General features: G+C 62.9%; 9 protein-coding genes and 1 pseudogene. 6 read left to right on the plus strand and 4 right to left on the minus strand.

Annotation, left to right across the window (positions count from 1 at the left end; translation table 11 throughout):
* Positions 1-13 precede the first annotated feature (13 nt).
* Positions 14-229, minus strand: coding sequence for an integrase core domain-containing protein (locus ACJH6J_RS11120; protein ID WP_406784734.1), 216 nt, complete (start codon positions 227-229; stop codon positions 14-16).
* 11 nt (positions 230-240) lie between these two features.
* Positions 241-849 carry a DDE-type integrase/transposase/recombinase gene (locus tag ACJH6J_RS11125; protein WP_406803952.1) on the minus strand — a complete coding sequence of 203 codons (609 nt, stop codon included), beginning with the start codon at positions 847-849 and terminating at the stop codon, positions 241-243.
* 4 nt (positions 850-853) lie between these two features.
* Here ACJH6J_RS11125 and ACJH6J_RS11130 point away from each other — a divergent pair, with 4 nt between their 5' ends.
* Positions 854-1,639 (plus strand): IS3 family transposase, encoded by a 786-nt coding sequence (locus ACJH6J_RS11130; RefSeq protein WP_346416280.1) that lies wholly within the window; start codon positions 854-856, stop codon positions 1,637-1,639.
* A 228-nt stretch (positions 1,640-1,867) separates the two neighbouring features.
* Here ACJH6J_RS11130 and ACJH6J_RS11135 read toward each other — a convergent pair whose 3' ends face one another.
* The gene (locus ACJH6J_RS11135) at positions 1,868-2,458 is read right to left on the minus strand and encodes a TetR/AcrR family transcriptional regulator (RefSeq protein WP_293021469.1); all 591 of its coding nucleotides are present in this window, start codon (positions 2,456-2,458) and stop codon (positions 1,868-1,870) included.
* Positions 2,459-2,940: 482 nt separating this feature from the next.
* Between ACJH6J_RS11135 and ACJH6J_RS11140 the strand changes: the two genes are divergently transcribed.
* From ACJH6J_RS11140 to ACJH6J_RS11160, 5 genes and pseudogenes are all read left to right on the plus strand, one after another.
* Entirely contained in the window at positions 2,941-4,764 is a 1,824-nt protein-coding gene (locus ACJH6J_RS11140) for a fatty acyl-AMP ligase (RefSeq protein ID WP_346416281.1), read from the plus strand.
* A gap of 641 nt (positions 4,765-5,405) precedes the next feature.
* Positions 5,406-6,593: pseudogene (locus ACJH6J_RS11145) on the plus strand (IS3 family transposase).
* A gap of 594 nt (positions 6,594-7,187) precedes the next feature.
* The gene (locus ACJH6J_RS11150; protein ID WP_244872595.1) at positions 7,188-7,769 is read left to right on the plus strand and encodes a type IV toxin-antitoxin system AbiEi family antitoxin domain-containing protein; all 582 of its coding nucleotides are present in this window, start codon (positions 7,188-7,190) and stop codon (positions 7,767-7,769) included.
* The gene (locus ACJH6J_RS11155) at positions 7,766-8,617 is read left to right on the plus strand and encodes a nucleotidyl transferase AbiEii/AbiGii toxin family protein (protein ID WP_212812038.1); all 852 of its coding nucleotides are present in this window, start codon (positions 7,766-7,768) and stop codon (positions 8,615-8,617) included. Before ACJH6J_RS11150 ends, ACJH6J_RS11155 begins: the two co-directional genes overlap by 4 nt.
* Positions 8,618-8,671: 54 nt before the next feature.
* A complete protein-coding gene (locus ACJH6J_RS11160; RefSeq protein WP_212812039.1) occupies positions 8,672-11,041 on the plus strand; it encodes a DEAD/DEAH box helicase in 2,370 nt (789 codons plus the stop codon).
* A 546-nt stretch (positions 11,042-11,587) separates the two neighbouring features.
* Here the strand turns inward: ACJH6J_RS11160 and ACJH6J_RS11165 are convergent.
* Positions 11,588-12,784 carry a hypothetical protein gene (locus ACJH6J_RS11165; RefSeq protein ID WP_212812040.1) on the minus strand — a complete coding sequence of 399 codons (1,197 nt, stop codon included), beginning with the start codon at positions 12,782-12,784 and terminating at the stop codon, positions 11,588-11,590.
* Positions 12,785-12,854 lie beyond the last annotated feature (70 nt).

Raw genomic sequence — 12,854 nt, forward strand, 5'->3', positions numbered from 1 at the left:
GGTGGACACAGGATCAGGCGGCTTGTGCCGTCTGATTGATCCGGTTTTCGCATTCCACCGGGGTGATCATGCCGATCGCGGAATGGCGTCGGCGGCGGTTGTAGACCCGTTCGATCCAGTTACCGACGGCGAGCTTAGCGGCCGCTTTGGTCGGCCACAAGTACCGGTCATAGAACTCGACTTTCAATGTAGCCCAAAAAGATTCAGCCGCGGCGTTGTCCCAACACACCCCGGTCCTCCCTACTGAACGAGCGAGATCGTAGGTTCGGGCCAGGTGGGCCATCTGTGCGCTGGTGTATTGGCAGCCACGGTCAGCGTGAAATACCACCTGCCGGGTAACTGCCCACGGGCCACGGCCATCGCGACCGCGGCCTGCACTAGATCGGTGTGCAGATGGTCCTCAATGGCCCAGCCGATGATCCTCCGCGAATGCCCATCGCGCACCGCGCACAGATACAGCCAGCCCTCGCCGGTTCGCAGGTAAGTGATGTCACTGGTCCACACCCGGTTGATCGCACCGGCATCGAAGCGACGTTTGACCAGGTCCGGGATCGGTGGTGCATCCAGATCCGCCACCGTGGTCGCCGGCGCGAACGACCGTGGGCTGATCACGGCCAGGCCCTGGCGCGCCAGCGAGGCGGCCACGGTCTTGCGGGACACCGCGCGGCCTTTTTCACGTAGGTCAGCCAGGATCCGCGGTGCCCCGTACACCCCGTCAGAGGCTTCGTGAGCGGCCGCTACCGCGGCATCCAGACCGGCACGGCGCACCGCAGCCGCACCAGGTGCGGCGGCCGCGTTGGTGCGCCATTTGTAGAACCCCGAGCGGGACACCTCCAAGAGTCGGCACATCCGATTGGGGTCTGGGCCCAGCACGGCCGCGGTCCGACGTGCCGATCTCGATGCCGCTGTCGCGGCCGCGCACACCGCCTCTGATGGGGTCTACGGGGCACCGCGCATCCTGGCCGATCTGCGTGGGAAGGGCCGCACGGTGTCCCGTAAAACGGTGGCCGCTTCGCTGGCGCGCCAGGGCCTTCACGGGATCAGTCCACGGACGTTCGCTCCGGTGACCACGGTGGTGGATCTGGACGCCCCACCGATCCCTGATCTGGTGAAACGCCGTTTCGATGCCGGGACGCTCAATGCGGTGTGGACCAGCGACATCACCTATCTGCGCACCGGGCAAGGCTGGCTGTATCTGTGCGCGGTCCGTGATGGGCATTCCCGGCGGGTCATCGGCTGGGCCATCGAGGACTACCTGCATACCGATCTGGTCGAGTCGGCGGTCGCGATGGCGGTGGCTCTGCGCGCCGACCTGCCCGAGCAGGTGATCTTCCATGCGGATCGGGGCTGTCAGTACACCAGTGCGCAGATGGCTCGGGTTGCCCGCACCCACAATCTGGCCCGTTCGGTAGGGCGTACAGGTGTGTGCTGGGACAACGCTGCCACTGAATCATTCTGGGCCACACTGAAAGTCGAGTTCTACGACCGGTACTTGTGGCCCACCAAGGCGGCCGCTAAGCTCGCCGTCGGTGACTGGATCGAACGGATCTACAACCGCCGCCGACGACACAGCGCGATCGGCATGATCACACCGGTGGAATACGAAAACCGGATCACTAAGACGGCACAAGCCGCCTGACCCTGTGTCCACCAAACGGGGTCAAGCCCAGTTACAGATAAGCGGATCAGTCCGCGCTAGCGCCGAAGGCGCGGGCTCCACTGCCGCAGCTAGTCTGCCGCAATGCGACTACGGGTTTCGTAAACCCCACACCATCTTCGATACCCGTAGGAGCTCCCGAATCTGCCCGGCGCCGCAAGTGCACCACCGCGTCACGAATTCTCGTTTCGGCACCTCGCTCCTGGGCGGCTACACACTTCCCGACGGCTTCACGGCCGCCGACAGCAACTTGGGGGTATGTAGCAGATGCTGGGCGTAGTCGAGAAGCACACGATGGAGCAGTTCGTCGGGCACGTCGCGCAACCGCGCATCGGTTACAACGCCGGAAACTCCGCCGATGATCATCGATGTCCCGATATGGTGGGCGACGTCCGCGTCGGGGCCATCAAGCAGCGTGATCAGCTTCACGACGGCGTTCTCCAACTCGACATGCGTCTTCGCGAGCGTGCTCATGGCCGGGTCGTTCTGCACAATTGCGCTGAGGCCCCTATGGCGCACCGCCAGTTCGACAAAGCCGCTGGCGGCGACTTCGCGCCGCGAATGGGGGTCGGGAAGCGCGTCGGCGATACGTATTACGCGAGCGATGTCCTCGAGTAACGGCTGTGCGACGGCCCTCACGATCTCGTCTTTGGTGTGAAAGTGGTAGTACACAGCGGCTTTGGTCACCTCAAGCCGGTCGGCAATCATCTGCAAGGTCGTGCCCTTGACACCGTACTCAGCGAATAATTCCAAAGCCGCCTGGACGATACGGTGGCGTACGAAGCCACGTGATGACGTCAAGTTTCCTCTGCCAACCTTTCGGGGAGTTTATGCGGGCTGCGTGCGCACTGGATGAATGATGCCTCAGCGGCGGATGTGATGTCACTCACCTTCGGCTGGGGTTGCCCATCGTTAGCCATGGAAGCTAAATTAACCAGCCAGTTGGCAAGTTAGATTTGTCATCGCGGCTATAGTGCAGCGATCAGTCACGTTGGAGCCGATGTGCGCATCATTCAGACCATTTCGTTACGCCGGCATCGTCTGCTCGACATGTTGGTCGCCCCAAAGCGGCAGATCGCGGCCATCATCGGGGCGTACTTCCGGTGGCCATACATTGTTTGCATACCGCCCAAACGCCAGCAGTCGACCGGACGCGCACCTGCAGCTGATCAGTCTGCATCACGCCACGTCTAGACAGTAGGAGCGCAGAACACTGTGGCACTGTTTGCTTGGGGCCGACGATGAGAAAGTTCATGGGTCAAAGTGACGTCAAAATGACTTCGATGACACGCAAAGCGTTGAGCAACAATACTGCTGGAGATGCAGCGTCAGCCGAAAGTTTCCTTCACTCCGATGGCAGCATTGTCATACCGGACGGCATCACGCTGACGTCGTTCCTGGAGCGCAACCGCGCGGCGATGGGCGAGAGTCCGTCGTACCGGTTCATCGACTACGCGCAGAACCCTGACGGCGAGATCATCGAACTCAGCTGGAACGGCCTGTGGGCTCAGGTCAACGCCGTTGCGGCCCGGCTCCAGCAGGTCACCGCTCCCCGCGACCGGGTGGCGATCCTCGCGCCGCAGGGCGTCGACTATGTCGCGGCGTTCTTCGCGGCCGTGCACGCCGGGAACATCGCCGTGCCGTTGTTCGCGCCGGCCCTCGCCGGGCACACCGAGCGCCTGGCCGCGGTGCTGGCCGACGCCAAGCCGGCCGCGGTGCTCACCACCACCGCGGCCGCCGAAGCGGTCCGCACGTTCATCAAGACGCTGCCCGCCGCCGAGCGCCCGCGGGTGATCGCCGTCGACGCCGTGCCGGACACCCTCGCCGAGATGTACGTGGCCCCAGAGTCCCGCACCGACGACGTCGCCTACCTGCAGTACACCTCGGGCTCGACGCGCACGCCTGCCGGCGTGGAGATCACGCATCGGAACGTGTGCACCAACGTCATTCAGATGATCCTGGCCGGCGGCCTGGACACCGACATCCGCAGCGTGAGCTGGTTGCCGCTGTATCACGACATGGGCTTGATCATGATCATGTTCCCCGCGCTGTGCGGCGGCCAGATCAGTCTGATGGACCCCATGGCGTTCGTCCGCCGGCCCTACCGGTGGATCCGGCGCCTCGCCGACGAGGCCGCCCACGGCCGCACGTTCGCGGCCGCACCCAATTTCGCCTTCGAGTTGTGTGCGCAGCGTGGCCTGCCGCCGGCCGATGAACCGCTCGACCTCAGCAATGTGGTGACGCTGCTCAACGGTTCCGAGCCCGTGACGCTGCCGTCCATCGAGCAGTTCATGGAGGCCTTCAAGCCCTACGGGCTGCCCGAGACCGTGGTGAAGCCGTCGTACGGCATGGCCGAGGCGACGCTGTCGGTCGCCAGCATCGGCGCGGACGAAAAGCCGTGCGCCACATATCTGGACCGCGAGGAGCTCGCGGCGGGCCGGGCCGTCGTCGTGGGCCGGCACGCGGACGGCGCGGTGCCCCACGTGTCGTGCGGGCAGGCCATCCCGGACCAGTGGGTGACGATCGTGACGCCCGACGGCGATGAGGCCGCCGACGGCACCGTCGGCGAAATCTGGTTGCACGGCAACAACATCGGCCGGGGCTACTTCGGCCGGCCCGAGGAGTCCGAGCGGGTCTTCGGCAACAAGCTGCAGACCCGTCAGACCGTCAGCCACGCCGATGGCGCTGAGGACAACGCATTGTGGTTGGCCACAGGCGATCTGGGCGTTTACGTCGGCGGCGAGCTGTTCGTCACCGGCCGCATCAAGGATCTCGTCATCGTCGACGGACGCAACCATTACCCGCAGGACATCGAGGCGACGGTCAGCCGCGCCTCGTCGGCGGTGCGGTCCGGCTACGTGACAGCCTTTGCTGTGCCTGGTGATTCGGGTGAACAACTGGTCGTGGTGGCCGAGCGTGCGGTGGGTGCCGGGCGTGCCGAACTGGGGCCTGTGGCCGAGGCGGTGCGGGCTGCGGTGTCGCGTCATCACCAGGTGCGCGTCGCCGAGGTGCGACTGGTTGCGGCCGGCCGCATCCCCCGTACGACGTCGGGAAAGCTGGCCCGCACCGCCGCGCGGGCAGAGTTTCTGAACGGTCAATTCCACTGACGTCCTGCTGAAGAATGACAGCTCCTAGTCAGAGTTCAGCACCGCCCGAACCGATGAAACAGATAGATGGTGACGGATGACTACGGATGACTTCGCTCAGACCGAAGATTTCCATGGCTGGAATCGCTGTTGCAGAATTCAGCCTCGATCACGGACCGACCGCTACCCCTCCCACCGCAAATATGGTGGTCCGCATCTGAGACACGAAACCCCGCCCCGGGAGTGCCCCCAGCCAGCGACGCACCTAGAGCGCGTAGAACTAGCCCATCAACCCGTGACCTGGCGCTCACCCTGGATGGGCAATCGCACGACGTTCGTCGTGAAGTACCTGAACGATCACTACCGAATACACCTACCTCGAGCGATCGCACGTGGAATCGTCGTCGAGTACCTTTACCTGGTCGCCGACCATTTCAGAATCGACCGCTACCGCGCACAACGATTCTTGACCGACGAAGCCTTGCGCGCGAGCGCTTTGGACATCCTGGGATCACCACCCCTAATGTTCGAGCTTGGACTGATACAAATGAGGACGATGTCGTCGAAACGCACGCTCCCGGTAATTCTAGAGACTGATGGGCCTGGGGTTGACCCCTGATGGTGGACACCTAACTGGTGGGACTGCTGGTCCCGCGCGAAGGATGTCCGGTATGTCGGGCAAGCGCAAGAAGTACACCCCGGAGTTTCGGGAGCAGGCTGCCCGCCTGGTGATCGAGACGGGCAGCCCGATTGCGCACGTGGCCGTGGAGATCGGCGTCGGTGAACAACTGCTGGAGCGCTGGGTGCGCCTGGCCCAGCAACGCGCGAGCGGCACCGATACTGACGCGGTGCTCGATGCTGATGTGCGTGCCGAGTTGGAGCGGCTGCGCAGAGAGAATGCTGAATTGCGTTTGGACCGTGAGTTTTTGAAAAAAGCCGCGGCCTTCTTCGCCTCCGAACAGAACCGGTAGAGGCCTACCAGGGTATTGCCGCCGAGAAGGCCAACTACAGCATCGTACGGATGTGCCGACCCTTGGAGGTGTCCCGCTCGGGGTTCTACAAATGGCGCACCAACGCGGCCGCCGCACCTGGTGCGGCTGCGGTGCGCCGTGCCGGTCTGGATGCCGCGGTAGCGGCCGCTCACGAAGCCTCTGACGGGGTGTACGGGGCACCGCGGATACTGGCTGACCTACGTGAAAAAGGCCGCGCGGTGTCCCGCAAGACCGTGGCCGCCTCGCTGGCGCGCCAGGGCCTGGCCGTGATCAGCCCACGGTCGTTCGCGCCGGCGACCACGGTCGCGGATCTGGATGCACCACCGATCCCGGACCTGGTCAAACGTCGCTTCGATGCCGGTGCGATCAACCGGGTGTGGACCAGTGACATCACTTACCTGCGAACCGGCGAGGGCTGGCTGTATCTGTGCGCGATGGGCATTCGCGGAGGATCATCGGCTGGGCCATCGAGGACCATCTGCACACCGATCTAGTGCAGGCCGCGGTCGCGATGGCCGTGGCCCGTGGGCAGTTACCCGGCAGGTGGTATTTCACGCTGACCGTGGCTGCCAATACACCAGCGCACAGATGGCCCACCTGGCCCGAACCCACGATCTCGCTCGTTCAGTAGGGAGGACCGGGGTGTGTTGGGACAACGCCGCGGCTGAATCTTTTTGGGCCACATTGAAAGTCGAGTTCTATGACCGGTACTTGTGGCCGACCAAAGCGGCCGCTAAGCTCGCCGTCGGTAACTGGATCGAACGGGTCTACAACCGCCGCCGACGCCATTCCGCGATCGGCATGATCACCCCGGTGGAATGCGAAAACCGGATCAATCAGACGGCACAAGCCGCCTGATCCCGTGTCCATCGAAAGGGGTCAAGCCCAGGCCCGGGAGTTCGTGCAGTCAGTTTGCTTGACTTTTGCTGACGACATCCACCGAGGAACCGGCCAGACCATCTGCTGCTACGGCGAATAGGAACCGATCGAGAGCTGCTAGCTAAACATAGGACATCACTGGTGCCGACTGCGCGCCCAAGCCTCCGAGCTACCTGGTAAACGACTCAACTCAAAGACCGCAACTCGTGTCGCAAGTGGCCAAGTCCCCCCTCGGACACAGTTTTCTTAGCTACATACAGCAAATACGCTCTACAGTTCGTTTTATGCATTTGCCGCATGGTTAACGCTGGCGACGAATGTCCTCGAATCCGTGTCGCAGATGGCCGAGTCGCCTTCTGGACACCCCCTCGGACACGTCCGGCGACACGGCTGAATCCAGCGGTCGCTGCGACCCGATTACCCCCGCAAGGTCATCATGGGCGCCTCGTTGACACTCGTGTCGACCTGGCCTTATAGCGAAACGTACCCTCACCGGTGATGACGCCCGCCGCGACGCACGGTCACAAAGCGAAACAATCCGCATACACGTACTATTAACTGTAAACAGTTTGTATGCGATTGGAGGTGTCGCCGGCCATGGAAGCACTAACCCCACGCACCGCACAGAAGGTCGGATTGTCGCGCGGCGCCTTCTACCGGGACGCACGCGAAGGCCGCCTCGACCGCATCGCACGAGGCATATATCTTCCCGCCGAGGCCCCAGCGATGGACTGGGATCTGATCGAAGCCTCAACGCGCCGACCTGACGCGACCATCTGCTTGACCTCCGCGCTGGCCCACTACGACCTCACCGACGAGATACCCGCCACCGTGGACGTCGCGATCCCGCGCGGCTCCCGCACACCGGCTGGCCGCGCTGCCATCACCTGGCATCACTTCGATGCGGCCACATTCGACATCGGACGCGACCAGATGACGATCCCCGGCTCGAATCAAACGATCGGGATCTACTCCCCCGAACGTTGCATCGCCGATGCCTTCCGCCTGCGTGGCTCGGTCGGCTACGAGCTCGCTCGTGATGCGCTGCGGCAGTGGCTGCGCGCAGGCGGCAAACCGGCACTACTCATGGACATCGCCGCGCGCCTGCCGCGCGCGAAAACCCCGGTCCTGCAAGCACTAGAGATGTTGACGTGAGCCGCGGCGACGAGGTGTTCCGCCACATCCAGGGCACCGCACGGTCCGCCGCAGCACAGAGCGGAGCCGGTGCACCGACACAGGAATACCTGATACGGCACGTACTCGAATCGTTTCTGGACCGCCTCACCCGAACACCTCACGCCAAGGACTTTGTACTCAAAGGCGGAATCTTGTTGGCCGCCTATGGAGTTCGGCGTCCCACCAAAGACGCCGACGCCAATGCGATCAGTGCCGATGTCGATGCCGAGCACCTCATACAGGTGGTTCGTGACATCGCCGCAGTCACCATAGATGACGGACTGCAGTTCGATCTCGCCACGATCGCCGTCCAGGAGATCCGTGAACAGTCAGAGTATCCCGGTCTGCGCGTACGAATCGCCGCAACCGTTGGGCCGTGGAAAGGGGTAGCGGCGTGGGACGTGTCCACTGGTGATCCGATCGTCCCGCCACCACGGCACGTGACCATCGATCGGATCCTCGGCGAACCGATCACCCTCCTGGGATATGCACCGGAAACGACGATCGCCGAAAAGGGCGTGACCATCCTCGAACGCGGAATCACCAGTACCCGCTGGCGTGATTACGTCGACATCGTGCAACTCGCTCGCGCCGGCATCGATTCGCACGAACTGCTCCGCTCAGCGCGGGCGGTCGCCGTCCATCGCGGAGTAAATCTGGGACCCGTCGCACCGCGACTAGCCGGTTACGGCGCTGCCGCACAAGCGAAATGGGCGGCATGGCGCCGCAAGGAACACCTCGAATCAGCTTGCGAACAAAACCTCGACGACCAAATCGCTCTCGTTGCCGCCCACCTCGATCCAGTCTTTCGCCACGGACCCGAGTGAACTACCGGCATCTACCGGCGCGGGACCGGGTCCGTACCTAGCGGAGGGATATCAATGACGATCACTGGCGGCCGTGAGCGATTTCCCGGCGAGTTGGATGAACTGCGAGCTGACAACGCGCGCCTACGGCACTTACTTGAATTGACCGAGGAACAGGCCCGCGCCGCACGCAGCGACCAGGCCACCCTAACTGGTGCCCCGACGCCACCTGTCTGCATGGAGTCCAGCCCCGCTGACAAGGTCAGGTTCTATTTCGACCTATTCCGTTGCCGCACCGATGTTTACGCCCAGCGATGGGAAAACCGCAAAGACGGCCGATCAGGCTGGATGCCGGCGATCGAAGGCTATTGGCGCAAAGGCATGAACCGTGCCGATGCCCCGTACCTGACATTGACCCCTGAGGTCGTGAGCTCACATCTCCGCGGTGATGTCCACATCGGTTTATATCCGCTGGGCGATGACGACACATGCTGGTGGGTAGCAGCAGACTTCGACAAAGAAGCGGCGATGCTCGACGCCCTCGCGTACACGAAAGCCGCTCGCTCCCATAATATTCCGGCAGCGCTGGAAGTATCCCAGTCCGGCCGCGGCGCCCACGTGTGGATCTTTTTCGCGCACGCGACATCAGCCTCCGTCGCGCGCGGGATCGCCACCAGCCTGCTCGCCGAAGCCTTCCGGCTGCGCGGCAGCATGCGCCTGAGCAGCTACGACCGCTTGTTTCCTTCCCAGGACGTGCACACCGGCCGCGGAGTCGGCAACCTGATCGCGGCACCACTCAACGGCAAACGCCGCCAGCACGGCACCACCGTCTTCCTTGATCCGGCAACCCTTGAACCGTACGAGGACCAGTGGGCATATCTGTCGAGCATCGCGCGACTGTCCGCCAAAGAGACTGCTTCCCTTGCCCGCCAGCTGCCCAGCCCCCAGATCGGGCACAACGTTCGGCGGCTGCAACTGCCCACCTCATCGAAAATCGTCCCCCGCCCCGCGGCGATCGTGCGAGCCGCGTTCGATTCACGAATCACCCTGACGTCCACCGACCTCGGCCCAGCCATGATTTCGGCTGTCAAACACGCCGCCTCCATCCGCAACCCCGAATTCGACGTACGGCAGCGAGCACGGCGAAGCACGTGGGATACCCCGCGCTATCTATATAGCTACGACGAAACCGCCGACGGCAACCTAACCCTGCCACGCGGCCTGCACCAACTGCTCAGCGACCTCGTCAGCTCAGCCGAGAGCACCCTCAAGATCGAGGACCACCGCGTCATCGGTGAGCACCACGAATTCACCTGCGCCACAACACTGCGCGAGACCCAGTCAGATGCTCTGAAGAAGCTCCTCAACCACGACACAGGCGTACTGATCGCACCCCCAGGAACCGGAAAGACGGTCATCGCCTGCGCGACAATCGAAGCACGTGCCACCTCAACGCTCGTTCTTGTCGACCGCAAAGCACTCGCTGACCAATGGCGAGACCGAATCCACCAACACCTCGACTTCAAATGCGGCCAGATCGGCGGCGGACGATCCAAGACCACCGGAGTTCTCGACATCGCACTACTGCCAACCCTGGCGCGTCGCAACAACATCTCCGAATTAGCGGCCGGATACGGCTTCATCATCGTCGACGAATGCCACCACGTCGCAGCAAGCGCCTTCTTCAAAGTCCTCGGCCAGATTCCCGCCCGATTCTGGCTGGGCCTGACCGCGACTCCGGAACGGCGAGATGGACTCGAAGACCTGATCTACCACCAACTCGGTTCACACCACGTACAGATTGAAAGACCCACCGCAGGCCAACTGCCCACCGACAGCGCCGAACTGTCAACACCGCACCCGGTACTGCACCTCCATCCGACACAATTCCGCTACCTCGGCGACGCTGACCCACGAGAACCAGGCGGGATGGCCGACATCTACCGGACGCTGGTCGCCGATGAGCAACGGCTCGACCAAGTCGTCGGCGACGTCCTGACCGCTGCCGATAAAGGCGCCAACATCCTCGTCCTCACCACATGGGTCGACCACCTCAACGCCATCGCTGAACGGCTCACCGCTGCAGGACGATCAGTCACCGTATTGAGCGGAGGCATGAAAGCCGCCGAACGGCGCGGCATCACCGAAATGCTTGCCACAAGGACACCGAATACGGAACCGCTCCTGATCGTCGGCACCAGTTCGTTCATAGGCGAAGGCTTCGACTGCCCAGCCCTCGACACGCTATTTCTGGCAGCACCGATCACGTTCAAGAATCGTCTCGTCCAGTACGTCGGCCGCGTGACACGGCCGTACCCCGGCAAGACCACCGCGACCGTGCACGATTACCACCACGAGCTCACCCCGGTCATCGCCTCATCACTGAAGAAACGAGCGCCCGGCTATATCACGATGGGATTCCCAAACCCGCGGACCCGCAGCTGACGGACGTTTGCAGAAGGGGAAAAGCGCCGCAGCGTTCCCCGACGGAGCCCGTTCTTCTGCGCTTGCCCGCGCCCGTTGCATCGCGTCGACGATTCTCGCAACTACCCTTAGCCACGTCATGACTACCACCAGGACTGTCTAGCGCGTGCCGTCGCCAACCGCAGGAAAACTGCTGGTCAACAACTCAAATCAAAGACCTCAACCCTTGTCGCAGGTGGCCAAGTCCCCCCTCGGACACAGTTTTTTTACATGTGCGGATGGAGAATCGGCTCCCAACTGCATCGGAGCGGATTTCCGTACTTGCTGATGCCCAGGGGCAGTCGCATTCACCGACACACGACTGCGGATTTTTGGTTATCCCGCCACGAACACCGTCCTCGCCGACATACTGACTGGCTGTTCCTCAATGTGTCTTCGCGGTGATCGCCACCGGTCGTGATACCCATCCCCGGCCTCGGCGCTGGTCGATCGAGTGCACCACACCGCCGATTGTCGAGGACAACTACCTGCCACCACGGCGAGCAGACTCGATGGGCAGTGTGGAGGTCAGTCGCCTTTCGGCCATGCCTCGCCTGGGGGCCAAGAGGCCGGGAGGCCGAAGAACTCTCCAGCAGACGGATCTGGAGGGGTAACTGCAAGCTCGCCGTTACGAAGGGTGATGGTATGGGCGGGGATTCCCAGCTCGTCGGGTAGCGCATGAATGGGACTCGGGTGCCGCCACAGCGTGACCTCGGCGCGCTGAAAGTAATACGGCATGAGTTGGTTAACGACTAGAACCCCCGACACATTGCGGTTCTGCCAATCGGGCGGCGTCCCGAAGTAGCCACCGGCTTGCCGAATCGCGCGGGCGGGCGGCTCCCCATCTGAATTCGGGTCAAATTCGAAAGCAAGCGGCCCGTACATCGCATTACTGGCGTGCCACCGGTCGCCATCCACGATGTACGTACCGATCGCGATAACGAATGGCGCTTCCAGATTGCCGTACTCATGATGTTTCGCAGCGAGGGCGGCTTGGATAGCGGGCGCATCATCGACGAAGCTCGCCTCCGACTGGCCGTAGATCCCGATCGCCCGGCTATCGGGTCTCAGGCCTCGGGCTTCGAGCTTCTTCGGGAATGCCTTGAGCCCAGCCTCCCAGCCATCCTCGCGCCAGACATACTTCGGCGCAGCGTCGGCCGTCCATGGTGCGTCAGGATCGAGCAGGCGCAACCACTGGCTCAGTTTGCCTCGAAGGCGCGCCGCCTTGGGTGGCCGCGGCCCGTCCACAAGATGGTCAAGCCAAAGAATGAAATTCGGGTCTTGGAGCCGATTCACCGTATCGAATAGAACCGCCCGACGACCTGCCGCAGCCTTAGCCGCCGCGGTCGAACCAGGAGCAACCGCCTCAACGTAGAGCCGCTCGTCGCCGCGGACAGCCAAGAAGTCGGGGTGACGGGTCGTACCCGGCACCTCCGGGTGAACCACTATTTCGTAGCCAGCGCGCAAAAGCGACTCGTGAAGATAGAGCTCCAAGTAGGCACTGCGGAACTGCTCGTCGTCTCCTGATCGCAAACGTTGGAGCAAGTCATTGCAGGTGATGTCATCGTTGATGCGGTCCATCCACTGCTGCATCATCAACCGCGGCTGGTCCCAATAGTCGCCCGCGATCCTGTTCATGAACGCAAAGGTGGACTCTTGGAAGCCAGCCACCGACGTGTCGTCGCGGTGAGCATCATCGAACAGCGGCTCGCGACTCTTGACCATGCACGTAGCGTGCCAGCAGCCGCCGACAAGTCTGCGCCCCCGGGGTCCGTCAGTATCAACTCACCAACGG

It is taken from the genome of Mycobacterium sp. SMC-18, assembly GCF_045310895.1.
Taxonomy (GTDB): domain Bacteria; phylum Actinomycetota; class Actinomycetes; order Mycobacteriales; family Mycobacteriaceae; genus Mycobacterium.